We start from the raw sequence: 23,807 nt of genomic DNA on the forward strand, positions 1-23,807 counted from the left end.
CATTTTACGAATTTGTCAGGCAAAACCCTGGCCGTGTACTTTGCCGACGCTAAGCAACCGCGTTTTCGGACATTGGCGACACGGTCGAGACTGCAAGGGTCGCGACCGAATGTCAGTGTCCAAGTGCGACATTGCTTCCAGCAAATGAAAACGGCGATGGGTTATACGTTCGAGCAGAACGTTTTCCTTGCGTCAATAATGGCCATGTCGGGCCAGACCTTCCTTGAGATTGAGGTGATACGGGATGCTTAATCGGCGCACATTTCTCGCAAGCTCCGCGGCTGCGTCATTTTTCAGCTATACGGGCTTGTCAGCGGCCTTTGCTGATACCCCCAAGGATATCCTGGTTGTCGTGCAGCAGCTCGACAACATGACGAGCCTCGATCCGCATGAAGGCTTCGAAGCGGTCGGCAGCGAAATCAGCTCGAACATCTATCAGAAGCTGGTGAAGGCCAATCTCGACAAGCCCGACGAGATCGATGGCGATCTGGCTGAATCCTGGGAAGCCGGCGCTGACGGCAAGACCTTCACCTTCAAGCTGAAGAAGGATGCGAAATTCGCCAGCGGCTCGCCCGTGACCGCCGAGGACGTTGCGTTCTCGCTACAGCGTCCGGTCATCATGAACAAGAGCCCGGCCTTCATCATCAATCAATTCGGCTTCACGAAGGACAATGTCGCGGAGCGCATCAAGGCGACGGACCCGCACACTCTTGTCATCGTGACTGCCGAGCCCACCTCCTCGTCCTTCTTGCTTTACTGTCTCTCGGCCAACGTCGCGAGCATTGTCGAGAAGAAGGCCGTGCTCGAAAAGGTTCAGGGCGACGATCTCGGCAATGGCTGGCTGCGCCAGAACAGCGCCGGCTCGGGCGAGTGGACTTTGCGCGCATGGAAGCCGAGCGAGAGCGTCATGCTCGATGCCAATCCCAACCGCAAGACCAAGGGCAATGTGAAGCGCGTCATCCTGCGCCACATCGTCGATCCGTCAGCACAGCTTCTCATGTTGCAGAAGGGCGATGCCGACGTCGCGCGCAACCTGACGACCGAGCAGCTTCGCGTGATCAAGGATGACGCCAACTACAATCTCGTCCGCAAGGGCGTGGCGTCTCTGATGGTCATTTCGATGAATCAGAAGAGCCCCATTCTCGCGAAGCCGCAGGTGCAGCAGGCGATCAAGTGGGCGCTGGACTACCAGGGCATCCAGAAGAACATCATCCCGCTGACTCACGTAGTCCATCAGAGCTTCTTGCCGGAAGGCTTCCCCGGTGCGATTGCCGACACGCCGTTCCAGAAGGACGTGGCGAAGGCCAAAGCGTTGCTCGCCGAAGCGGGGCATGCCGACGGTTTCGAAATCGCGATGGATCACTACTCTGCGCAGCCCTATCCCGATATCGCCCAGACCATCCAGGCGAACCTCGCAGAAATCGGCATCAAGGTGAAGCTGCTCTCGGCCGAGAACCGCCAGGTTCTCACGAAGATGCGGGCTCGCCAGCATGAACTCATCCTGACCGCCTGGGGCTCGGATTACTTCGATCCCAATACCAACTCGGAGCAGTTCTGCGTCAACACCGACAACAGCGATGACGCGCGCAACCGCACGCTCGCATGGCGTTGCTCGTGGCAGAACAAGGAGTTCGCGGAACGCTCGGAGGCCGCCCTTAAGGAACGCGATGCCGCCAAGCGCATCGCCCTCTATGAGCGGATCCAGCGCGATATGATGGCCAACAGTCCGTTCGCGCTCATGTTCCAGGCGGTCACGACAGCGGCCTGCCGCAAGAACGTTTCCGGCGTCCGTCTCGGTACGTTGTCCGACACACACTCCTACCTCGGAGCAAGCAAGGCGTGACAAAACGACTCAACGCGCTGGCGGGTCTTCTCGCCAGCGTCGGCCTCACGCTGTTGGGGCTTGTGATCATCACCTTCCTGATCGGGCGCGTTATGCCCATCGACCCGATTATCGCCGCGGTCGGTGACAATGCGCCTCAGGAGGTGGTCGAGCGGGCCCGCCTGGAAATGGGCCTGGATCAGCCGATCCTGCTGCAATTCTTCCACTACGTGGTGCAATTGCTGCACGGCGATCTGGGTCGCTCCATCCTGACGAAGAACCCAGTGATCAGCGATATCGCCCGGTATTTCCCGGCAACGCTCGAGCTTGCCACGGCGGCGGTCATCGTTGCCGCGCTGATCGGCATTCCCCTCGGTGTGTGGGCCGCCGTACGACAGGGCACGTGGATCGATCAGACGATCCGCGTGGTCTGCCTTGCGGGGCACTCAGTGCCTGTCTTCGTTCTGGCGATGATTAGCCTGCTCGTCTTCTACGCCGCTCTCGGCATCGCGCCGGGGCCGGGACGGCAGGATATCGTGTTCCAGGACATGGTGCCCCACGTCACCGGGCTTCTGACCGTCGATGCGATCATTTCGGGTGATTGGGATGCGTTCTGGGACGCGCTTGCGCACATGGTGCAGCCCGTCTGCATCCTCGCCTATTTCAGCATGGCCTACATCACGCGCATGACCCGCGCTTTCATGCTTGATGCGCTACGCGGTGAATACGTCATCACCGCCCGCGCCAAGGGCTTGTCATCCTTCTCGGTAATTTGGATTCACGCCTTCCCGAATGTGGGCGTGCAGCTCGTCACCGTGCTGGCGCTCACCTATGCGGGCCTACTCGAAGGCGCGGTCGTCACCGAGACAGTCTTCAGTTGGCCGGGCCTTGGCCAATATCTCACTGTTTCCCTCATGAACGCCGACATGAACCCCGTGATGGGTGCGACCCTTCTGGTCGGTCTCGTCTATGTCGGACTGAACCTCCTCGCCGATGCCGTCTATCGGCAACTGGATCCGCGCGTACGATGAGTGCAGCTTTTTCCCAAGCGTGGTTGCTGGATGAAACACCAGCGTCACGATCTCAGGCGGCCTGGGGGCGGCGCTACCGCGCCTGGCTCGACCTCCGCTCAAACCCGCTCGCGATGATCGGCCTCGTGGTCGTGGTCGCTTTCGTCTTCATGTCGCTCGCAGCGCCGCTTCTCGCGACACATGATCCCGGCGTGCAGGACCTCACCAACCGCCTCGCAAAGCCCTCCGCGGCGCACTGGTTCGGCACGGACGAACTCGGCCGCGATATCTATTCACGTATTCTCTATGGCGGGCGCGTGACGCTCGGCATGGTGATCGCGGTGGTGCTCCTCGTCGCGCCGCTGGGACTTGCAGTGGGCTGCATCGCCGGATATTTCGGCGGCATCGTTGATCGCATTCTCATGCGCGTCACCGACGTGTTCCTCGCTTTCCCGCGCCTGATCCTGGCGCTGGCCTTCGTCGCGGCGTTGAAGCCCGGCGTGGAAAGCGCCGTTCTCGCCATCGCGCTGACGGCGTGGCCTCCGTACGCCCGCTTGGCCCGCGCAGAGACGATGACAGTCCGCAACAGCGACTTCATTGCAGCCTGCCGCCTCACCGGCGCACCCGCCGGACGCATTGTGCTGCGCCACATTGCGCCGCTGTGCGTGCCGAGTCTCGTGGTACGCATCACCCTCGACATGAGCTCGATCATCATCACCGCCGCGAGCCTTGGCTTTCTCGGCATGGGCGCACAGCCGCCTTCACCTGAATGGGGTGCGATGATCGCCACCGCCAAGCGGTTCATCTTCGAGCAATGGTGGGTGCCGACCATTCCGGGTCTCGCCATCTTCATGGCCTCACTCGCCTTCAACTTCCTGGGCGACGGCCTGCGCGACGTCCTCGATCCGAAGCAACGCTGATGCTGGTCGATATTCAAAATCTCCGTGTGTCCTTCGCGACCCGCACCGGCACCTTCGAGGCCGTGCGCGGTGTCTCGTTCAAGATCGGGACGGAAAAGCTCGGCATCGTCGGCGAAAGCGGCTCGGGCAAGTCCCTCACCGCGCGCGCCTTGATGCGGTTGTTGCCGCAGAATGCGCGCATCGACGCCGACCGCCTGAGTTTCGATGGCATCGATATCCTGAAAGCCGACGAACGCGCCATGCGCGGCATCCGGGGCAAGCGGGCCGGGTTCATTCTTCAGGACCCTAAATACTCGCTGAACCCGGTCATGACGATCGGCCGACAGGTGGCGGAATCCTGGCGTCAGCATAAGGGCGGCAGCCGCAAACAGGCGCTGGCAGCGGCGGTTGATCTGCTCGATCAGGTTCGCATCCGCGATCCGCGCCGGGTCTGCGATCTCTATCCGCACGAGGTCTCGGGCGGCATGGGCCAGCGCGTCATGATCGCCATGATGTTGGCCCCCGATCCGGCGCTTCTCATCGCCGATGAGCCGACGAGCGCGCTCGATGCCACCGTGCAGGCGGAAATTTTGCGTTTGATGGAGGATTTGGTGTCCAAGCGCGGCATGGGCCTTATTCTGATCAGTCACGACCTGCCACTCGTCTCGCATTTCTGCGACCGGGTCGCGGTCATGTATGCGGGCCGCGTGATGGAGGAGCTTTCCGCCGGCACGCTCGCGCAGGCGAGGCATCCCTATACGAAGGGGCTTCTCAACTGCCTGCCCTCACTCACTCATCCGAAAGCGCGTCTACCGGTTCTCACCCGCGACGCAGCATGGGTTCAATCATGATCAAGGTTGAACAACTTCGCGTCAGCTTCGGTGACAACGAAGTGGTCAAGGGCATAACGCTTCATGTTCCCGCTGGCGGCAGCTTCGGCATCGTCGGGGAAAGCGGCTCGGGTAAATCCACCGTTCTGCGTGCACTCTCGGGGCTCAACGATGCGTGGTCTGGGAGCATCACCATCAACGGCGAGAGCGTCGGCCCACGTCGTGACCGCGCCTTCTTCCAGAAGGTTCAGATGGTGTTCCAGGACCCTTATGGGTCCCTGCATCCGCGCCAGACCATCGACCGTATCTTGAGCGAACCGCTTCTCGTTCACGGCATCGGTGACGTCGAACACCGCATCGAGACCGCGCTCGCCGAAGTCGCGCTGCCTTCCACTGTCCGCTTCCGCTATCCACATCAGCTTTCGGGCGGCCAGCGCCAGCGTGTCGCCATTGCCCGTGCGCTCATTGCAGAGCCGGAAGTTCTGTTGCTCGACGAGCCGACGAGCGCGCTCGATGTGTCCGTGCAGGCGGAAATCCTGAACCTGCTTGCTGACTTACGCGAACGGCGGCAGCTCACCTATATTCTTGTCAGCCACAACCTCGCTGTGGTCTCGCATCTGTGCCCGACGGTCGGCGTCATGCTCGGCGGTCAGATGGTCGAAGTGATCAGCGCGGAGGACTTGCGGGCCGGCAAGACCAAGCATCCGCATACATCAGAGCTGCGCGCTCTCAGCGTGGGCCTCGAAGAGCCCGCTTGACGCCTCGAAGATAAAGATTTCTGAGATAAGGCAACACCCTTTCCCGCCGCTGGCGGCGAAGGCCTAGGAGATGACGATGTCCGCTGCGCCCTCCCCACTGCGTTGGTCCTCGGCCGCTGAAGCAGCAACACGGATTACCGATGCCTGGAAACGCGAGGGCGATCCTGGCGGCGCGGTTGTTGTCTTCGACGCAACCGAAATCCGGAGCGAAGCCGCAGGCGGTTTGGAGAGCCTCGCGACCCGCGCACCATTCACGGCCGACAGTGTTGTGCGTTACGCTTCGATCACCAAGCATATTCTCGCCGCCATGACCTTGCGCCATAAGGACAAGATCGGCCTCGGGGATCGTCTCGGCGCGCACCTGCCGTTTCTTCGCGCGCCCATGGCGGATGTAACGGTCGGGCGCGCCCTCGACATGACCGGCGGCCTGCCCGATGTGCGCGATACGCTCTCGCTCCTCGGAATCTCGGTTCACGCGGCGACGGAGGCGCAGCCGATCCTTGATTTTCTCGGAGATCTTGCCGCTGTGAATTTCCCGGCCGGCCACGAGATTTCCTATTCCAACACCGGCTACCGCCTTGTTGAAACCGCATTGAAGAATAAGGGTCTGCTCTTCGACGCGTTGGTGCAGGAGCATATCTCGAAACCGCTCGGCATCGACATTCGCGCGCCGGAACTGTGGTTCGATCCCGTACCGGGCCTCGTGCCCGGATACTGGAAGTCCGAGCAAGGCTGGCAGCTTGGCACCGCAGGTCTGCACCTCTCAGCCTCGGGCAGCTTGACCGGCAGCGCACGCCATCTGGCGATCTGGCTGCAAAGCGTACTCGCAGATCGCGGCCCCGGTGCGGGCGTGCTGAAACGCCAATCCGCACCGCGCACGCTGGCCGATGGTCGCGAGACGCAATACGGCCTTGGCCTCGCGTGGTCGCAGATCGGCGACAAGCGACTCGTCGGTCACGGCGGTTCGCATGCCGGCTACAAGGCTTACTTCCTCCTCGATCCGGAAAGCAGCGCGGGCGTCGTCATCGTCTCCAATCGCGAGGACACGGCACCGTCCGGCCTCGCGCTTCAGGTCATGGCCGCTCTGCTGGGCGAGGCTCTGCCGAAACGCAGCGCGCGCATTCCGGACGGCCTCTATGCGACGGAAGACGGTCCCTTCTGGCTCGAAATGAAGGATGGCGTCGCCACCTTCCTTGGCGCGGGCGATACGCTCTATGAGGCTGAAGGCGGCTGGTCTGTATCGCTCTCGGCCCACATGCCGATGCGCTTGCGCTGGACGGGAGAGGCTATCGAGGGCGAAATCGGGCACGCGGCACGCCGCTTCGTTCCAGTAAAAGCCGATGACTGTTTGTCGCGCGTGCAGGGCCACTGGACGTGCGCAGCTTATCACTCGACCTTCGATATCAAGGGTGACCGGTTTGAGACCGGCATCGGCCCCGCGCGCATGAGCGCTCCCCTCACCTCGCTTGGCAACAACCGTCTCTTGATGGACGGCAAGGATGGTCCATGGGCTAAGCGCTCGAGCCTCGTCTTCGACGGAGACAAGGTGAGGCTATTCCTGAATCGTAGCCGCGTGTTGCAGTTCGAGCGGGCGTAATGCTGTGATGCTCTCCTCCCCCTTGTGGGGAGGAGTTGGAGGTGGGGAGTGTGAGTGCAGGACTCAATCAAAGTTGGCGCCCCCACCCCCCCACCCTAACCCTCCCCACAAGGGAGAGGGACAAGGGCAGCGTAACCGATCGGTTTGGGAGGGCGAGGCGCTTCCAGTGTGCACTGGAGCCTCCTTCGAGACGCAGCCTTCCAGGCTGCACCTCAGGATGAGGTGGAGAGCAGCCCTCAAGTTTTCAGCTTCTACCGCGCCGTTGCGCGTGCGAAGTCGATGTAGATCTCACGCAGACGCGTCGCCAGCGGACCGGGTTTTCCATTCGCCACTGCAACGCCATCGATGGTCACGACCGGTTGGAGGAAGGTCGACGCGCTGGTGATGAACGCTTCCTTCGCAGCGAGAGCCTCGTCGACGGAAAAAGCGCGTTCCTCGATGCGGATCTGACGCTCCGCAGCAAGCGCCAACAACGCCTTGCGCGTGCAACCTGGTAGCACAGCGTTGGAATTGGGACGCGTGACGATCACATCGTCCTTCGTCACGATGAACACGGTCGACGATCCACCTTCGGTGATCTTGCCATCCTCTATCATCCAGGCTTCCTGACAACCGGCCTCAGCAGCGGCCTGCTTCGCCAAAACCTGCGCGAGAAGCGCGACGCTCTTGATATCGCGACGCGCCCACCGGATATCGGCCAGCGTTTTCACCGCGATGCCCTTCTGCGCCGTCGGCGATGCGATGATGTTCTTCTCCTGTGTGAACATCACGAGGCTTGGCTTCACATCCTTTGGAAATGCGAAATCCCGATCTGCCGCCCCACGCGTCACCTGAATATAAACCACGCCCTCGACGAGCCCGTTTCGCGTGATCAGCTCCTTCTGGATCTCCTCGATACGCTCACGGGCTTCCGGCATCGCCAGCGCGATCTCCCCGACGGAGCGTTCGAGTCGCACAAGGTGCGACTCGTTATCGATGAGCTTTCCGTCTAGCACCGCAGAGACCTCATAGATGCCGTCGGCGAAGAGGAAGCCTCGATCGAGAATAGAGATCCGGGCTTCGCCGAGAGGTAGAAAGTCTCCGTTGACATAGGCAATGCGGGCCAAGATCGCGTCTCCTCGGTTTGAGCGTTGCACTCAAGTTTCGCTGGCAGGGAATTTCCGGGAATCCTAAGGAGTGACGCCCTGTCTGCCTAATTCGGATTGTGCACCACCCCATGCAGGACCCGCATGGGGTCGAGCAAGACGTTTTGACTTGTGTCGTGCGCACAAAACCATTCAAAACATCCGGTGGATCGCCAGCACCGGAGCGCGGCATGGAAATCAAGTGGCTTGAGGACTTCATCAGCCTCGCGAACACATTGAGCTTTTCGCGCTCGGCAGAGGAGCGCCATGTCACGCAATCCGCCTTCAGCCGTCGCATCAAGCAGCTTGAAACCTGGGTCGGCGTGACACTGGTGGACAGGGCCACTTTCCCGGCTCATCTCACGCCGGCCGGTCAGGATTTCCTCCCGGTCGCGCAGGAAATCGTCAGCACGCTTCACCGGACGCGCAACGAAGTTCGCGGCAGCCAGGGCATCAAAGCGAACACGCTCAGCTTCGCGGCGCTCCACACCCTTTCGATCACCTTCTTCCCCCGCTGGCTGCACAGTGTCGAGCCGAAGTTCGGAACACTTTCCACGCGCCTGAGTGCCGACAACAGCAGCATGGAGGCTTTCGTGAACTCCCTCACCGAGGGCGAAAGCGACTTTCTTCTCATTTACGCGCACCCGGCCGTACCCCTGATGATCGACGAAGCGAAGTTCGCTTACAAAACGCTGGGACGCGAAAGCATCATTCCCGTTTCCGCGCCGGATTCGGAAGGTCGTCCACTCCACAGGATCGAAGAGCCGAACATTCCGGTTCGCTACCTCGCCTATGGTCTCGGCGCCTTCTTCGGTCACGCTTTGACGGATCTGTTCGAGAAGCGCCCCCTCAAGCGCATACCGGTCTATGAGAACACCATGTCGGAAGGCCTCAAGGCTATGGCGATCGAGGGCTGGGGCCTTGCCTGGATCCCTGAGAGTATTCTCTTCGATGACCTCGCCGCCGGCCGCTTGGTGCGCGCAGGCGACGTATCATGGGACCTCAGCGTTGAGATCCGCCTCTATCGCTACCTCGCCAACGAGCGCCCCATCGTAAGACGTTTCTGGAATGCACTCGAAATCGGATGAGCTGCTGGCGTTAGGAATTTGAGCGATATCGCTTCCCTGTCGCCAGATGAATCCTCAGGCTGCATCCGCAGCGTCCAGGACAAGGAGATCTTCTCGCGCAAAGCTAATGGTCGTGGGCTGACCACGCGTCGGAGGATTCGCACTCACGTTGTTGAACGTGTCGAGCGTAACGGTATTCCCCTGGAGTTGTACCCTGATGCGGATGACCGAGCCGAGAAAGTTCACTTCTTCAATGATCCCCTGGAGCCGGCTGTGACCGGGCTCGCCGTTGCTCAGCGATACGGCTTCAGGCCTCAAAGCCAACGTGCATGACCGGCTGCCGCCGGTTCTGGATAATCCGCCGGGTAGAACGATTTCCTGCCCATCAAGGCTCACACGCCCGCTAGCCTCATCGATCACATCGGCCTGCAGAATGTTCAACGTGCCGACGAAGGACGCCACAAATCGCGAAGTCGGGCGATTATAGATCTCGAAGGGTGTACCGATCTGCTCGATCCGGCCTTCGCTCATCACGACGATACGATCGGACATGGACAACGCTTCTTCCTGATCGTGTGTCACGTAGATCGTCGTAATTCCGAGTTGCCGCTGAACGGCCCGGATCTCCTCGCGAAGGGATATGCGGATCTTGGCATCGAGAGCGGACAAGGGCTCGTCCAGGAGCAGGATCTGGGGCTTGGGCGCAATGGCGCGGGCGAGAGCAACGCGCTGCTGCTGCCCCCCTGACAACTGATAAGGATAGCGACTTCCCAGTTGCGGCAAGCCGACAAGCCGGAGCATCTCCTCGACCCGCTCGGCGATTTCACCACTAGGCTTCTTGGCGACCTTCAATCCGAAGGCAACGTTCTCCGCGACAGTCATGTTCGGGAACAACGCGTAAGACTGGAACACCATGCCGATATTGCGCTGGTTCGGACGAAGAGACGTCACGTCCTTACCATCGATCCGAATGATGCCGGCGCTCGGCGCTTCGAACCCCGCGATCATGCGGAGCGTCGTCGTCTTGCCACATCCGCTCGGGCCCAGAAATGAAATGAACTCTCCGCGACTGACGGAGAGATCGAACTTCTGCACGGCATAGCCGGAGCCGAACGACTTCTGCAGATTGGCGATATCGAGGAAGCTCACGTTCGTCTCCATCAGCGCGCGGCGCGATAGCGGTTGGCCCCACGCCCTATGACCTGAATCAGCCCCATGCAGGCCCAGGTGATCATGAAGGCGATAATCGCAAGGGCGGAAGGCTCATAGGCGCGGTTGGCTCCAACGAGTTGCAGGTAAGGGCCGAAAGCGGGACGGCTCAGAAGGCTTGCGATCGTGAACTCGCCGATCACGATCGCAAAGGTGAGAAATGCGCCGCTCAAGACTGCGACGCGAACATTCGGCAGGATGACCCGCAGGAGAATGGTCGGCCACCCGGCGCCAAGACTCTCGGCAGCTTGCGTCAAGGTCCTGACGTCGATAGCGCGCAATCCCGTATCGACGGCGCGATACATGTAAGGGAGCGCTAGGGTCACATAACCGAAGGTGAGAAGCACATTCGTTCCGCCCACGCTCCCCGTCAGCGGCAGCCAGGACGAGCTGTTGTACATGCGCAGATAGCCGAACACGAGAACGATCGGCGGGATGACGAGAGGCAGGAGCGTAACAAATTCCATAACGGGGCGAAGGCGCGGCAGGCGCAACTGAACCCAGTAAGCTGTCGGCACGATCAGGACGGCGCCGACGATGATCGTCGCCAGTGCCACGATTGCCGAATAAGTAAACGTCGCTTGAAAATGCGGATCGGTCAGAACAACGCGATAGGCATCGAAGCTGTATTCCCCGCGCCGTAGCCGAAGCGAAAACTCGAAAGTCGCGATCAGGGGGATAAGAAAGTAGAGCGCGCCGAGGGTGATGGAGATCCATGCTCCGGATCGTGAATTTTTCATCGCAGCCACCTTTCGCTACGGCTCCGAAGCCAGATGTACAATCCGTTGGACAGGCCCGTGATGACGATCATTCCGAATGCCAGCGCGTAGCCGAGATTAGGATTGTGCAGGACATCGCCGCGGATTTGCGCGTAGAGCAGAATCGGCGCGATGTTGAGCGAGCTTCCGGTGAGCGCGTAGGCCGTCGCGATCGCGCCGAAGGCGTTGGCGAAAAGAAGCAGCATTGTGCCCAGCAGACTGGGCCAGAGGACTGGAAGGGCGACATAACGCCAATATTCCATTCGGCTGGCCCCTAAGATGGATGCCGCCTCACCCCATTCACGCTTCAACCCGTCGAGAGCGGGCGTGATGATCAGCACCATCAGCGGAATCTGGAAGTACAGATAAGTGATGACCAACCCCCAGAAGTTGAGAAGGTTGAAGCCGGTGCTGTAAATGTTGAATCCGGCATATTTGACGAGCAGCGTGGTGACCAATCCGGTGCGCCCCAGCGTCGCGAGAAATGCGAAGGCGAGAGGCACGCCCGCGAAGTTCGAAGCCACGCCCGAGAAAGTCATGAGCGTCGAGCGGACCGACGACGGCAGGCCCCGGGATACGGCCGCATAGGCCAGGAAAAACCCAATCGCTGCGCCCCCGATGGCCGAGGCTGCACTGACCTTTATGCTGATCCAATAAGCATCGAGAATGGAGGTCTGAAAGAGGTTCGCGATATTGTCGAGCGTGAAATGCTCGCTCGAATCCTGAAACGCTCCCACGATGAGAAACGCGGCCGGCGCGATTAGAAACAACAGGGCAAACAGAAGAAAGGGCACAGTGCCAAGCCATGCCAAAGGCATCGCAGGCAGCTTCATCGCGGGTGCGGCGGGAAGCGATGAGGTTTGCACTTGCTGAGACATGTGGGCGCCAGTTTGCCTGATAGGCTCGAACCGAATCCAACGCCCGCCGTCATTGAAATGACGGCGGGCATAATCGCAATTGTCAGACGTTAGTTCACCTTCGCGCCGACGACGCTGTCCCACTTCTTCGTGATCACTTCCTTGGCAGCATCCTGCTGAGAAAGCGTGGGGAAGACGGCCTTGTCATAGGCCTCGGCCGGGGGGAGCTTGGCGAGCAGATCGGCGGGGATCTTCTTGTTATTCGCAAGATCCTGGAACCGGATCGGGTGGCAATAGCCCTTCAGCCACGCGATCTGGCCTTCGTCCGAATAGAGGTGCTCCATCCAGAGCTTGGCGGAATTCGGATGCGGTGCGTAAGCACTGATGCCCTGCACATACACGCCCGCCACCACGCCGGTCTTCGGCACCACGACTTCGATAGCCGGGTTACCCTTCAGCGTATCGCGATCCGAGAGCGCATTGTAGTCCCAGCGGATGACGATCGGCGTGGCTCCCTGAGCAACGGAGGCCGCCTTGCCGATCACGGGCACGAAGTTTCCCTTCTTGTTCAGATCGGAGAAGAAGTTCAGGCCGGCTTCGGCAGCTTTCGACGCATCGCCTTGCGCGGCCGAGAGGCCCGCGGCGTAAACGCCTTGGATCGCCTGCGCGGAAGCGCGTGGATCGCCAGCGAGAGCGACGGTATTCTTGTACTCGGGCTTGAGCAGGTCGGACCAATCCTTCGGAACATTGGTCACGATGTCCTTGTTCACCTCGAAGGCGAGCACGCCGTAATAGTCGCCGTACCAGTAGCCTTCGGCATCCTTGGCACTGTCGGGAATGGTGTTCCAGGTCGAGACCTTATAGGGCTGCAGAAGGCCCTGCGACTTCGCGGAAGGACCGAAGGAAAGGCCCACGTCGATCACGTCGGGAGCCTGCGGACCCGCGTTGCCCTTGTTGGCCTTGATGGCCTCGAGCTCGTCGCCTGAACCCGCATCCGGATTCAGTTCGTTGACCTGAATGCCATACTTCGCTTTGAAGCTGTCGATCACTGCGCCGTAACCACACCAGTCGCGCGGCAAGGCAATGACACTCAGTTGCCCTTCCTTCTTGGCAGCCGCGATGAGCTGATCCATCGACTGCGCGCTCGCCGCACCGGTCACCGCCCACATCGCCAGCACGGATGCGGAGGTCAAACGAACCAAAGCCTGTTTCATAGCAAAAACTCCTGATGGACAAGGCCTCACAGGCTGTCCCATAGGAGCGCATAGACGGTTTATGTGACACTTCTGTTTCGGCCTGTGGGCAAAGGCCGACCCAGGTTCCGCAGGCAGATCAGCTCCCCAAGTTCGTGTTGCTCGCCAGTAATTCTTCCAATCCGGCGATACTCTCTATGCAGATGTCACAATGAGGACTCAGGCTCCGACGCGTACCGGTTCCCGTCAGAACGCCGACCTTGAAGCCGGCGCCGCCTGCGGCCGCCATGGCCATGTCGTGCACATTGTCGCCAACCATGATCGTGTCCGCCGGACGGATTCCGGTGGCGCTACAAAACGCACGAAACATACCCGCGTCCGGCTTCGTTCCGAAACCGCTATCATAGCCTGCAACGAAATCGACGAGCATTTCCAATCGGAACCGCGTTACCGTCGCGCGAACAGCCAGCTCACTGTCGGTACTGGCAATCCCGAGTTTGAAACCGCGTTTTTTCAAGCGTACGAAGAGTGCCCCCAGATCCGTCACCGGCACTGAAGTGGCAACGGATTCTTGAAACAGGCGATCTAAAGCGTCTTTAAGATCGTCTGCGAACATCGGACTTCCAGCATTCGTCCAAGCATGTGCGATTTCTGTCGTACTTCCAGCCGCCAGAAGAGTGTCGGGACTGATCTGACCACTTGAAGGATCAAACCCGCCGACCAGGAGAAGGTCCAAGGCAAGCTCCTCGTCACCACACGCGGCCATCACCGCCGCCGCACGGTTCACGCTCGACCAGCTCTTATGATAGTCGATCAGCGTACCATCCTTGTCGAACAAGATCGCAGTCAGATTTGATGTCATGCGTTTCTGCCGAAGATGATGCTTGTGAGACGGGCATTCATTCAGGCGCCACAAGGTGCAGATTGACTACAAGACCTCTACAATCGTAGTCTAGGACGCCTTCAAGATGTGCTCGCAGAGCCACCCTGGCTGGGTTGGCAGCAACAGCGTTAGATAGGTCGACTATCTCACGCCCTTTCGTTTGCCAGTCCCGTTTTGTCGTAAGCGGGAGCGAATTTCCGCATTCCGAGACGCCCGAGAGAATCCAGCCTTGACTGAAGCGGCCATAAGCACGGCCGGACGGAGCAAGTTCGATTTTCTCGAAATCTCAAAAAATTAGCTAATCTATTGACTTTATTGAGGAATTTTGGCGGAGACGGAGGGATTCGAACCCTCGATACCCTTTTGGGGTATGCTCATTTAGCAAACGAGTGCCTTCAGCCGCTCGGCCACGTCTCCGGTGGCGGAGTTCTTAAGAGGTGATTGTTTCGGGGTCAATGCCGTAGTCGCTCGAAAACGATCTTCCTGGATCTAACCACCGAATTAAGCGGCATTCGGTAGCAAACACCACCAGGCCGGAACTGTTATCGCGCACTGATCAGGGAACTTGCGACTGGCAGGCTGCCACCGTATATCAGGCATGCGACGCCCAGCTCTCCAGGATGCGTCATATTTAAAGGATGTGGGCACCAATGGATCTCAACCCGACAGCACTGCCAATCTGCTTTGCCACCGGGAGAATCCGTGTCCATGCCTGCCTCAATCGCCCTCTCCAGACTTTCATGGTCCACGCCTGACGGTCGTGCTCTCCTTTCCGATCTCGAGCTGACCTTCGGCCCGGAACGGGCGGGACTAGTCGGCCGCAACGGCATCGGCAAGACCACCCTCCTCAAGCTGATCTCAGCCGAACTGAGTCCTCACTCCGGCACGGTCACCGTCAATGGTACCTTGGGTATCCTCCGCCAAACCGTTCAGGTCGATTCAGGCGAAACCATTGCGGATCTGTTCGGCATTGCCGAAGCGCTAGCGATCCTTCGTCGTGCCGAGAGCGGCGAAGCCACTGTCGAAGAACTTGCGGGTGCCGACTGGACCCTGGTGGCTCGAGTTGCTTCCGCTCTCGGCCGCGTCGGGCTCGATGTGGACCGCGAAACACGTTTGGCGACAATGTCGGGCGGACAAAGAACGCGGGCCCGCCTTGCCGCGCTCATCTTCGCGGAGCCTGACTTCCTGCTGCTGGATGAGCCGACGAACAACCTCGACCGCGAGGGACGAACGGCGGTGATCGATCTCCTCGCCAACTGGCGGAGCGGGGCAATCATCGTCAGCCATGACCGGGAACTGCTTGAGGCCGTGGACGCCATCGTCGAGCTGACCTCGCTGGGAGCCACTCGCTATGGCGGCAGTTGGAGCCAGTACCGCGAGCGCAAGGCCCTTGCGCTCGCCGCCGCTCGGCGCGATCTGTCGGACGCCGAGAAGCGCGCTGCCGAGATGGCCCGAAGAGCGCAAGAAACCGCCGAGAGGAAAGCACGCAAGGATCGTGTCGGCCAGGGGAGGCGTGCAAAGGGCGACATGCCACGTCTCCTCGCGGGTCTACGCAAGGACCGAAGCGAGGACACGAGCGGTGAGAATGCCCGTCTCGCAGAGCGGCGTCGCGCGCAAGCTCTCGAGGCTGCCGCCTCCGCTCGTGAGCGCATTGAAGTCCTTCAGCCACTCTCCGTCGTTCTGCCACCGACACACTTGCCAGCCAGCAAATCGGTTCTGATGATCGACGCTGCGAGTGTCGGTTACGAGCCAGACCGACCCATCATCAAGGATCTTTCCCTTGCCATCACCGGGCCAGAGCGCGTTGCTGTCGTCGGGCCGAACGGTTCCGGCAAGACGACGTTCCTGGCGCTCGTCACCGGGCAGTTGCGGCCATGGACCGGGACCGTGCGGGTCATGACCGACTTTGCAATGTTCGACCAACAGGTTAGCCTTCTCGATCCGTCAGCCTCGGTCCGGAACAACTTCCGGCGCCTCAATCCGAAGACGGATGAGAATGCCTGCCGCGCCGCTCTCGCCCGGTTCATGTTCCGAGCCGATGCGGCGCTACAGGTCGTCTCCAGCCTAAGTGGCGGGCAGTTGTTGCGGGCTGGTCTGGCTTGCGTGCTCGGCGGGCCGACTCCGCCCTCTCTCCTGATCCTGGACGAGCCGACCAACCATTTGGACATCGACTCGATCGAGGCTGTCGAGGCGGGATTGCGCGCCTATGACGGCGCGCTCCTGATTGTCAGCCACGACGAAACATTCCTCAGATCCATCGCGGTCTCACGCAAGCTGGATCTCGCATGCGCGCACACCTGATTGGTGAGTAGCGGAATTAAGCCTCTCCGGCGTCGTTCTGGGGATGTCCTTGGCTCAGTCGGCGGCGCTCATAATGCTTCGCCAGCCTGAGATGACGCGACATGGCGTAGTTCATCGCTGTCAGAAAGCCGTAGGTGCCCCGAAACAGGTGGCGGCGTCCGATATAGGCTTTGATGAAAGCCGCAGGGAGCTCGAAGAACACGCGCCAGGTCGGGATGGAAACCCCGCGAATGTCGAGATCCACCGCTTGCTGGTCGGAATAACGGTTGAGTTTGCTGATCTGATCTCCAAGGGAGCGGACGGACCAATGGTGCACCGTCCCCTTCAGCCGGCCGACTTTCGCGCCCGGGTTCAAATCGACCCTGTCATGGACCAGCGATGGCGAATAGCGGCCTGCGTCCTTTCGGTAGAGGCGCACGGGGACAAGCGCGTAGGCAAGAGGATGAGGCGCCGCCTCGCCCGGAAATATCTCGGCGATCCTGATACGATAAGCGTTGCGGGGCGGCTCGCCTTCCGCAAAAAGAGATCGGATTTCCTGAGCGAGGTCGGGAGGAACGACCTCGTCGGCATCCAGATTGAGAAGCCACTCGTGGCGACAAAGGTCCTCGGCAAAACGTTTCTGAGGTCCGTAGCCGGGCCACGGATTGTGGACCACCCGTGCGCCGAGTTCTTCCGCGACAGCCTGCGTGCCGTCGGTCGAGCCTGAATCGACCACAATCAGGTCGTCGGTCAGGTCCCGGACAGCCCGGATGGTCTCCCCGATACGGTCGGCTTCGTTCTTGGCGATGATAAAGACAGATATTGGAAGCATGATGCGCGTATGAATGATGCGGATTGCTAGCCGCCGCAGCGGTCAGTTGCAAGGGGACCGAGAGCCAAAGCCGCCCCAGAGGATCGATCACTCCTTGCGAGGCTCGCCTTTGGCACCTGAACGGGTATGCGATCTCCCAAACCTGAGATGAGCCAAAAGAGGAAAATGATCGGACGCCACCCGGGTCAGCGCCGTGCGCACCGGAGCCGCCTCGAGCACCTTGATCGAGGGGGTGACGAAAATATGGTCAAGCCGCAGGACAGGCGCCCGTGTGTGAAAAGTCGGCTTGGGTTCCCCCTTGGGATTGTCGACCTGCGCATCGCGGAGGTGGCTCGCCATCAGCCGATAGGACCGTGATTGCGGCGGGGCGTTGAAATCGCCAAGCAGGATTGCCGGATCAGCGCAATCAGGATGCCCCATCCAATCGGCTCCGACCAATGCACCGGCCTGGGCAAGACGGTCGCCGGACCGGAGCGAGAGATGGGCATTGATGACTTGAACCTTGTGCCCACCAACCGTCACAGACACCCAGAGGGCGCAACGCTTCTCGAAAGCCGGGCCTGGAGAAAGGCTCGGTAGGCGTCCACACTGAATGGTGCGGGAATGGTGACGGGTCAGAATGGCGATCCCGTATTGTTCACCGAGAATCCTGATCGTCGGCTGGAAATGGAGTTCCATGCCGAGATCCTTGGCGACGATCTCTGCCTGGTCGGCCGCGCCTGCATCGATCCGCCCCACCCGAACCTCCTGCAGGGCAACGATATCCGGCTCGCAGGACGCGATCACTTCCGACGTGCGTGAAGGCGATATCTTCCGGTCGGTCCCGAGCCACCGATGAACATTGTAGGTGAGAATGCGAACCATTTTGATTAAACGCGCCTCGCCCCCTTGTAGCCAAGGTCAAATTTCTGAGCAGGTTTCGTGCCGGCTGTCCATTGCGGCGGCCTCCAAGTCCCCTGCGTCAGAGTTTCTAAACAACGTTGCGAAAGGTAATGTTAGTAGCCTATTCTTGGCTAAGCTGGCCCAACCGAATCAATACCGCGCATCCGCGCAGACCTACTGACATAGTCGATTTCATGATCGGCAAGACAAGCCCCCGAAGGCAGGCTCGATATCTCCCCATGAACAGATTTTTATCCTACCTCAGTGTTCCGGTCTTCTACGGAATATTCGGTCTTGCCGGTATCAATCTCATCGAGTTCGGCGCGTTACGCGATTTGTCCGCCGGCTTTTCATTCATTTGGACATATCCGATCGCGGCTGGCCTGACCTTCGCGGCCGTGGTGGCCGCATGCGTCCTTTTCGACTCAATTCTCGGGCGGCGCTACTTGGGCGCGATGATCACTGTAGCCCTGTTCGGAATGGTCGGGTTTATGAGCGGGGAGAAGCAGAAGTACCTGATGGAACCTTTGTTTCCGTGGGATTTCCTTTTCGTCGATCAGGTCATCGATCTTTTGCCGCAATTGTTGAAGAACCGCCCTCTCGCCGCTGCGGGTATTGGCCTCTTCGGAGTGATCGGGGTCGCGGCCTTTGTGTGGGCCATGAGACTCATGAGGGCCCGCACCAACCGGCTGCCAATCGCCTATCGGCTGATCGGACTGGCCTTGAGCAGCCTCGTTCTGGCGGGCGCGCTTTATGCCACCCAGCGCGAGGGCAAGGTCTACTTCTCGAGAACGTTCGGGATCAAGAATAACCCAATCATCCAAAGCGACAGCTACAGGAAAAACGGCTTCATTCTTGCCTTCCTTCTCAATGCCGACATCGCGATGGTCGAGCAGCCGAGCGACTATTCGCAGGATCATCTCGAAGAGATTGCAAACGCTTACGCACCGACAGCACCGATCAAGCACATTGCTTCGGACGCCCCTGACGTCGTGATCATCATGAGCGAGGCCTTCTGGGATCCGACACAGTTTCCTGGTGTGACGTACGACCGCGACCCATTGCCCTTTATCCGCTCTATCCAGAAAGGCGAGATCTATTCCCCGGTCTTTGCCGGAGGTACCGCAAACACTGAGTTCGAGGCGCTGACGGGCTTTAGCACCGCATTTCTTCCCGAAGGAAGTTTCCCCTATCAACAATACATTCCCCGGCCCACACCCGCGCTACCCTGGCTCTTCCGCTCACTTGGGTATCGGACCGTTGCCGTGCACCCTTATCACAAGTGGTTCTGGAGCCGCGAAAAGGTCTACCCCCGGTTCGGCTTCCAGCAATTCCTGGGCCTTTCGGACATGAAGCAGCCGGCAACCCTGGGCGTCTACACCTCCGACGAACAGGTCACCGATTACATCCTCGACGAACTGGACGAGGACGCGCCGACTTTCCTCTTTGCCGTGACGATGCAGAACCACACGCCATTCAATCCGAAACGCTATGGCAAAATGCAACTCCAGCCCGGCGGGAACATCACCAAGGATCAAGCCGGCATCCTCAGCAGCTATGTGCAGGGGATAGAATACTCGGACAAGGCGCTGCAACGCTTGACGGAGGAGCTGGCGAAACGGCGACGTCCGACATTGCTGATCTTTTTCGGGGATCACGCGCCCGGCCTTGGAGACTTATCGATCTATCGCACTACAGGGCTCATGGCGACGCCCGGCAACGCCAATCTCTCCGAGGAACGGCGCTTCAGGCGCACTCCGCTTGTCGCCTGGTGGAGTGACGGAAAGCCTGTGCCTCCCATAGGGATCATCAGCCCCGCTTTCGTACCCGAGCTGGTCACGAGAACGCTCAATATCGACCATCCGTTCTATACGGGGTTCCTCGGCCGGGTCAGGAAAGACATCCGCGTCAACGACCGGCGCACCCTGGCGACGAATGCGTCGGGCTTTTTACCGCCCGAACCGCCCGCGGAACTGGAGTCCTTGTTCGCTGAGTATCATGCACTTCAGTATGACCAGATGATCGGGGGGAACTACGCTCGCAACATTCTGTTCTGTGAAATGCCTGGGCAGACTTGCGCGTATCCATCGTCGGCCATCGCGCAACCGAAACCATGACGGATGAAGGGCATCGATCCCCAGGTAAGCAATTCGTGATCGAACAAGTATCGCTTCACTCTGGAAACGCGAAAGGTGAGTCTTTAAGCGCCGGTACTCACCTTTGCTCTGGAGACGATACCCCATGAATGCTCTTCAACTTGAAACGGTCTGGGCCCCTCGCCTGCTGGCTATTCTGCGGATTGTGGCGGCCCTGATCTTCATGGCGCATGGCACTCAGAAACTTCTCGATTTCCCCGCCTCCGGGAACGGTGGGCCGCCTCTCTTCAGCCTGTTCGGCTTGGCAGGCATGCTGGAAATTGCCGGCGGCATCCTCCTCGTCCTGGGATTGTTTACCCGCCCTGTGGCTTTCATCCTGTCCGGTCAGATGGCGGTCGCCTATTGGATGGCGCATGCCCCGAAGAGTCCTTTCCCGGCGTTGAACGGGGGCGATGCCGCAATCCTCTTTTGCTTCGTCTTCCTCTATCTGGCGGCGGCCGGGCCCGGTGCCTGGGCGCTGGACAATAACCGCAAGGCTTGAACCTGGAAGGCTTAAGCTGGCCTTCGGCTAGATCTTCGAAGGGCGCCATGCAAGGCGCCCTTTTTCATGGCGGTGCTCAAGGCCCTTTACATGCTCCAAGCCCCCCCTTGTGCCGCCGCAATACGGCTATGCTCTAAAGATTTGGACGCCGGTTCGGTCTCGGTGTAAGAGCCTTTTCACGCTGATGCTCCATTTCTGATTGGGTCTTCCGATGCCGCACTATCGTTCCCGTACGACAACTCACGGCCGCAACATGGCGGGCGCGCGCGGTCTCTGGCGCGCGACGGGTATGAAGGATGAAGATTTCGGCAAGCCGATCATCGCGGTCGTGAACTCCTTCACTCAGTTCGTGCCGGGCCACGTGCACCTGAAGGATCTCGGTCAGCTTGTGGCCCGCGAGATCGAGAAAGCGGGCGGCGTCGCCAAGGAATTCAACACGATTGCCGTCGATGACGGCATCGCCATGGGCCATGACGGCATGCTCTACAGCCTGCCGTCGCGCGAGATCATCGCGGATTCAGTCGAATACATGGCGAATGCTCATTGCGCCGACGCGCTGGTCTGCATCTCGAATTGCGACAAGATCACCCCCGGCATGCTGATGGCGAGCCTGCGCCTCAATATCCCGACGATCTTCGTCTCCGGCGGCCCCATGGAAGCCGGCAAGGTCAATCTGCGCGGCAAACTCAAGGCCCTCGATCTCGTCGATGCGATGGTGGCTGCGGCGGACGATTCCGTGACGGATGAAGAAGTGCAGATCATCGAGCGCTCGGCCTGCCCGACCTGCGGTTCGTGCTCGGGCATGTTTACCGCGAATTCGATGAATTGCCTCGCCGAGGCGCTGGGCCTCGCACTTCCCGGCAACGGCACCATTCTCGCGACCCATGCGGACCGCAAACGCCTCTTCGTCGAGGCCGGGCATCTCATCGTCGACCTCGCACGCCGCTACTACGAGCAGGACGACGCATCGGTTCTGCCGCGCTCGATCGCGAACTTCAACGCATTCGAAAACGCCATGACGCTCGATATCGCCATGGGCGGCTCGACGAACACGGTGCTTCACATTCTCGCCGCCGCCCATGAGGCGGAAGTCGATTTCACGATGGAGCATATCGACAGGCTTTCGCGCCGTGTGCCGGTGCTCTGCAAGGTCGCTCCGGCCGTTTCCGATGTGCATATCGAAGATGTGCATCGGGCCGGCGGCATCATGGGTATTCTGGGCGAACTCGATCGCGCGGGCTTGCTTCACAGCGATTGCGGTTGCGTGCACGCGACCAGCATGGCCGATGCTCTCGCGCGGTGGGACGTGAAGCGCACCGGCAGCGAGAGTGTCCGCAATCTCTTCCTCGCCGCTCCGGGTGGCGTTCCGACCCAAGTGGCGTTCAGTCAGGATCGTCGCTGGGAGGAACTCGATCTCGACCGTGAGAAGGGCACGATCCGTTCCGCCGAACACGCGTTCTCGAAGGATGGCGGCCTCGCCGTCCTCTCCGGCAACATCGCACTCGAAGGCTGCATCGTGAAGACGGCTGGCGTCGATGAAAGCATTCTCGTGTTCAGCGGGCCGGCCCGCGTCTTCGAGAGCCAGGATGCCGCGGTCCATGGCATTCTGAATGGCGGCGTGAGGGCTGGCGACGTCGTCGTGATCCGCTATGAAGGCCCACGCGGCGGCCCCGGTATGCAGGAGATGCTCTATCCCACGAGCTATCTTAAATCCAAGGGCCTCGGAAAGGCATGCGCGCTCATCACTGACGGCCGCTTCTCCGGTGGCACCTCCGGCCTTTCCATCGGCCACGTCTCGCCGGAAGCCGCCGAGGGTGGCCTGATCGGCCTTGTCGAAGAGGGCGACCGCATCGAGATCGATATCCCTAATCGTTCCATCAAACTCGCGGTGCCGGATGAGGTGCTTGCCCAACGCCGGAGCGCCATGGAAGCGCTCGGCGCGAAGGCTTGGAAACCTGGCAACCGCACCCGCAAAGTCTCGACGGCTCTGCGGGCCTACGCATCCATGACGACGAGCGCCGCCCGAGGGGCCGTGCGAGTGTTGCCGGAGTAGAGAATATGATCTTGTCTGGAATCGAAGATATTGCCTCACGCATCGTGGCGGAAGTAAAGCCCTATACGATGGCACCGCCGGAAAGCGTCGCAACAACAGTACGCTTGGCGCTGGAAACTTTCGAAGAAAACCGTAACGGTGATTTTGTCGAGTGTGGGACCTGGATGGGAGGATCCAGTTTTGCAATGCTGTTGGCTCAGCGCTACAAATTCGGACGCATTCTCAAGCCTGTGTGGATGCTAGATAGTTTCCAGGGATTGCCACCCGCCGATGACCGAGATGGGCCTCTAGCCCTTCAATATCAGCGCGCCGTTGATGCTCCTCACTATTTTGACAACTGTACAGCGCCCCTGCCGCAAGTCCGGGAAGCCATTCGGCAATTCGGTTTTACGGATAGTGAAGCCATTGTTGTTCCAGGTTGGTTTAACGATAGCATTCCAGTTCATAGAGACGAATTATCTCGTCGTGGAATTGCCCTCCTTCGCATCGATTGCGACTGGTATGAGCCGGTTCACTATGTCCTGACAGAGCTCACACCATTCGTCGTCGATGAAGGAGCGATCATCTTAGACGATTATTACGCATGGGATGGCTGTGCCAGGGCAACACATGACTTCTTGTCTCAGAATGATTTTTCCTGGCGCATCAGGTCCATGGAGAAATTTTATGGCGCGTGGATGATCAAGCGCTCTCATCGAGTTGCGGCACTCTAGTCTAGAGCGCCGAGGCCTTCGGCTCTGCTGCATCACAAGCGGCTATCAAAGAGAGAATTGTAGCCCCATCCGCGATTGCGCCCTTGAAGTGCTTGCCCAACGCCGGCACACCATGGAAACGCTCGGAGCAACGGCCTGGAAACCCGGCAACCGGCCGCCTGAACGGGCGGTCGATCAGTTTTTCGGTGGGTCTATCTTTACGCCACCGGGACCGACTTCGATCTGGAGCGTGTTCCTGTCCTTCTCATAGGATTGGTAGGCAAAGAGACCCACCACGACGACGAGCGCGGCTATCACCGCATAAAGAACACCTCGGTCCATAGGCACAGTACTCCTCAAGCTTCGGCATTCCTAAATGCTCAGCTTGGTGAGAAGGTTCCCAAATCGTTGTGTATGCCATTAC

Annotated in this window: 21 protein-coding genes and 1 tRNA gene; 12 read left to right on the top strand and 10 right to left on the bottom strand. The window is 59.9% G+C overall.

The window, feature by feature from the left end; genetic code table 11:
• Positions 1-244 precede the first annotated feature (244 nt).
• The 6 genes from AB4072_RS01410 to AB4072_RS01435 all read left to right on the top strand — a co-directional run bounded on the left by AB4072_RS01410 (position 245) and on the right by AB4072_RS01435 (position 6,916).
• Complete coding sequence (locus AB4072_RS01410; protein WP_441965119.1) at positions 245-1,843, top strand: ABC transporter substrate-binding protein; 1,599 nt, start codon at positions 245-247, stop codon at positions 1,841-1,843.
• Positions 1,840-2,853 (top strand): ABC transporter permease, encoded by a 1,014-nt coding sequence (locus AB4072_RS01415; protein ID WP_441965120.1) that lies wholly within the window; start codon positions 1,840-1,842, stop codon positions 2,851-2,853. Before AB4072_RS01410 ends, AB4072_RS01415 begins: the two co-directional genes overlap by 4 nt.
• Complete coding sequence (locus AB4072_RS01420; RefSeq protein ID WP_441965121.1) at positions 2,850-3,752, top strand: ABC transporter permease; 903 nt, start codon at positions 2,850-2,852, stop codon at positions 3,750-3,752. Before AB4072_RS01415 ends, AB4072_RS01420 begins: the two co-directional genes overlap by 4 nt.
• Entirely contained in the window at positions 3,752-4,582 is an 831-nt protein-coding gene (locus AB4072_RS01425) for an ABC transporter ATP-binding protein (protein WP_441965122.1), read from the top strand. The genes AB4072_RS01420 and AB4072_RS01425 overlap by 1 nt, the downstream gene beginning before the upstream one ends.
• Entirely contained in the window at positions 4,579-5,319 is a 741-nt protein-coding gene (locus AB4072_RS01430) for an ABC transporter ATP-binding protein (protein ID WP_441965123.1), read from the top strand. The genes AB4072_RS01425 and AB4072_RS01430 overlap by 4 nt, the downstream gene beginning before the upstream one ends.
• A 76-nt stretch (positions 5,320-5,395) precedes the next feature.
• Positions 5,396-6,916: a serine hydrolase domain-containing protein gene (locus AB4072_RS01435; protein ID WP_441965124.1), complete on the top strand. Its 1,521-nt coding sequence runs from the start codon at positions 5,396-5,398 to the stop codon at positions 6,914-6,916.
• Between the two features lie 251 nt (positions 6,917-7,167).
• Here AB4072_RS01435 and AB4072_RS01440 read toward each other — a convergent pair whose 3' ends face one another.
• Positions 7,168-8,022, bottom strand: a complete 855-nt coding sequence (locus tag AB4072_RS01440; RefSeq protein WP_441965125.1) for a D-amino-acid transaminase — start codon at positions 8,020-8,022, stop codon at positions 7,168-7,170.
• A 209-nt stretch (positions 8,023-8,231) separates the two neighbouring features.
• Here AB4072_RS01440 and AB4072_RS01445 point away from each other — a divergent pair, with 209 nt between their 5' ends.
• Complete coding sequence (locus AB4072_RS01445) at positions 8,232-9,128, top strand: LysR family transcriptional regulator (RefSeq protein WP_441965126.1); 897 nt, start codon at positions 8,232-8,234, stop codon at positions 9,126-9,128.
• A gap of 54 nt (positions 9,129-9,182) precedes the next feature.
• Here the strand turns inward: AB4072_RS01445 and AB4072_RS01450 are convergent, their stop codons facing one another.
• The 6 genes from AB4072_RS01450 to AB4072_RS01475 form a co-directional block, all read right to left on the bottom strand.
• The gene (locus AB4072_RS01450; protein WP_441965127.1) at positions 9,183-10,256 is read right to left on the bottom strand and encodes an ABC transporter ATP-binding protein; all 1,074 of its coding nucleotides are present in this window, start codon (positions 10,254-10,256) and stop codon (positions 9,183-9,185) included.
• Positions 10,257-10,267: 11 nt separating this feature from the next.
• Positions 10,268-11,056, bottom strand: coding sequence for an ABC transporter permease (locus AB4072_RS01455; RefSeq protein ID WP_441965128.1), 789 nt, complete (start codon positions 11,054-11,056; stop codon positions 10,268-10,270).
• Positions 11,053-11,907, bottom strand: a complete 855-nt coding sequence (locus tag AB4072_RS01460) for an ABC transporter permease (protein ID WP_441965707.1) — start codon at positions 11,905-11,907, stop codon at positions 11,053-11,055. The genes AB4072_RS01455 and AB4072_RS01460 overlap by 4 nt, the downstream gene beginning before the upstream one ends.
• 134 nt (positions 11,908-12,041) lie before the next feature.
• Positions 12,042-13,145: an ABC transporter substrate-binding protein gene (locus tag AB4072_RS01465; RefSeq protein WP_441965129.1), complete on the bottom strand. Its 1,104-nt coding sequence runs from the start codon at positions 13,143-13,145 to the stop codon at positions 12,042-12,044.
• Between the two features lie 118 nt (positions 13,146-13,263).
• Entirely contained in the window at positions 13,264-13,986 is a 723-nt protein-coding gene (locus AB4072_RS01470) for an HAD family hydrolase (protein WP_441965130.1), read from the bottom strand.
• Between the two features lie 347 nt (positions 13,987-14,333).
• Positions 14,334-14,424: transfer RNA gene (locus tag AB4072_RS01475), tRNA-Ser, on the bottom strand.
• Positions 14,425-14,715: 291 nt separating this feature from the next.
• Here AB4072_RS01475 and AB4072_RS01480 point away from each other — a divergent pair.
• Positions 14,716-16,308 carry an ABC-F family ATP-binding cassette domain-containing protein gene (locus AB4072_RS01480; protein WP_441965131.1) on the top strand — a complete coding sequence of 531 codons (1,593 nt, stop codon included), beginning with the start codon at positions 14,716-14,718 and terminating at the stop codon, positions 16,306-16,308.
• Positions 16,309-16,324: 16 nt separating this feature from the next.
• Here AB4072_RS01480 and AB4072_RS01485 read toward each other — a convergent pair whose 3' ends face one another.
• Positions 16,325-17,119 carry a glycosyltransferase family 2 protein gene (locus AB4072_RS01485; protein WP_441965132.1) on the bottom strand — a complete coding sequence of 265 codons (795 nt, stop codon included), beginning with the start codon at positions 17,117-17,119 and terminating at the stop codon, positions 16,325-16,327.
• Positions 17,120-17,206: 87 nt separating this feature from the next.
• Positions 17,207-17,983 (bottom strand): endonuclease/exonuclease/phosphatase family protein, encoded by a 777-nt coding sequence (locus tag AB4072_RS01490; protein ID WP_441965133.1) that lies wholly within the window; start codon positions 17,981-17,983, stop codon positions 17,207-17,209.
• A gap of 257 nt (positions 17,984-18,240) precedes the next feature.
• On the opposite strand from AB4072_RS01490, the gene AB4072_RS01495 reads away from it, so the two are divergent.
• The 4 genes from AB4072_RS01495 to AB4072_RS01510 all read left to right on the top strand — a co-directional run bounded on the left by AB4072_RS01495 (position 18,241) and on the right by AB4072_RS01510 (position 23,404).
• Entirely contained in the window at positions 18,241-20,118 is a 1,878-nt protein-coding gene (locus AB4072_RS01495) for an LTA synthase family protein (protein ID WP_441965134.1), read from the top strand.
• Between the two features lie 124 nt (positions 20,119-20,242).
• Complete coding sequence (locus tag AB4072_RS01500; protein ID WP_441965135.1) at positions 20,243-20,638, top strand: DoxX family protein; 396 nt, start codon at positions 20,243-20,245, stop codon at positions 20,636-20,638.
• Between the two features lie 211 nt (positions 20,639-20,849).
• Positions 20,850-22,691: a dihydroxy-acid dehydratase gene (ilvD, locus tag AB4072_RS01505; RefSeq protein ID WP_441965136.1), complete on the top strand. Its 1,842-nt coding sequence runs from the start codon at positions 20,850-20,852 to the stop codon at positions 22,689-22,691.
• Between the two features lie 11 nt (positions 22,692-22,702).
• Positions 22,703-23,404, top strand: coding sequence for a TylF/MycF/NovP-related O-methyltransferase (locus AB4072_RS01510; RefSeq protein ID WP_441965137.1), 702 nt, complete (start codon positions 22,703-22,705; stop codon positions 23,402-23,404).
• A gap of 174 nt (positions 23,405-23,578) precedes the next feature.
• On the opposite strand, the gene AB4072_RS01515 is transcribed toward AB4072_RS01510, so the two are convergent.
• The gene (locus tag AB4072_RS01515; protein WP_441965138.1) at positions 23,579-23,725 is read right to left on the bottom strand and encodes a hypothetical protein; all 147 of its coding nucleotides are present in this window, start codon (positions 23,723-23,725) and stop codon (positions 23,579-23,581) included.
• Positions 23,726-23,807 lie beyond the last annotated feature (82 nt).

This window comes from Microvirga sp. 2MCAF38, assembly GCF_052115485.1.
Classification (GTDB): Bacteria; Pseudomonadota; Alphaproteobacteria; order Rhizobiales; family Beijerinckiaceae; genus Microvirga.

Coding starts and splice junctions, on each gene's coding strand:
- AB4072_RS01420 (WP_441965121.1), top strand. CDS start 2,850: ATGAGTGCAGCTTTTTCCCAAGCGTGGTTGCTGGATGAAACACCAGCG.
- AB4072_RS01515 (WP_441965138.1), bottom strand. CDS start 23,725: ATGGACCGAGGTGTTCTTTATGCGGTGATAGCCGCGCTCGTCGTCGTG.
- AB4072_RS01455 (WP_441965128.1), bottom strand. CDS start 11,056: ATGAAAAATTCACGATCCGGAGCATGGATCTCCATCACCCTCGGCGCG.
- AB4072_RS01470 (WP_441965130.1), bottom strand. CDS start 13,986: ATGACATCAAATCTGACTGCGATCTTGTTCGACAAGGATGGTACGCTG.
- AB4072_RS01465 (WP_441965129.1), bottom strand. CDS start 13,145: ATGAAACAGGCTTTGGTTCGTTTGACCTCCGCATCCGTGCTGGCGATG.
- AB4072_RS01460 (WP_441965707.1), bottom strand. CDS start 11,907: ATGAAGCTGCCTGCGATGCCTTTGGCATGGCTTGGCACTGTGCCCTTT.
- AB4072_RS01485 (WP_441965132.1), bottom strand. CDS start 17,119: ATGCTTCCAATATCTGTCTTTATCATCGCCAAGAACGAAGCCGACCGT.
- AB4072_RS01480 (WP_441965131.1), top strand. CDS start 14,716: ATGCCTGCCTCAATCGCCCTCTCCAGACTTTCATGGTCCACGCCTGAC.
- AB4072_RS01435 (WP_441965124.1), top strand. CDS start 5,396: ATGTCCGCTGCGCCCTCCCCACTGCGTTGGTCCTCGGCCGCTGAAGCA.
- AB4072_RS01500 (WP_441965135.1), top strand. CDS start 20,243: ATGAATGCTCTTCAACTTGAAACGGTCTGGGCCCCTCGCCTGCTGGCT.
- AB4072_RS01495 (WP_441965134.1), top strand. CDS start 18,241: ATGAACAGATTTTTATCCTACCTCAGTGTTCCGGTCTTCTACGGAATA.
- AB4072_RS01430 (WP_441965123.1), top strand. CDS start 4,579: ATGATCAAGGTTGAACAACTTCGCGTCAGCTTCGGTGACAACGAAGTG.
- AB4072_RS01425 (WP_441965122.1), top strand. CDS start 3,752: ATGCTGGTCGATATTCAAAATCTCCGTGTGTCCTTCGCGACCCGCACC.
- AB4072_RS01410 (WP_441965119.1), top strand. CDS start 245: ATGCTTAATCGGCGCACATTTCTCGCAAGCTCCGCGGCTGCGTCATTT.
- ilvD (WP_441965136.1), top strand. CDS start 20,850: ATGCCGCACTATCGTTCCCGTACGACAACTCACGGCCGCAACATGGCG.
- AB4072_RS01490 (WP_441965133.1), bottom strand. CDS start 17,983: ATGGTTCGCATTCTCACCTACAATGTTCATCGGTGGCTCGGGACCGAC.
- AB4072_RS01445 (WP_441965126.1), top strand. CDS start 8,232: ATGGAAATCAAGTGGCTTGAGGACTTCATCAGCCTCGCGAACACATTG.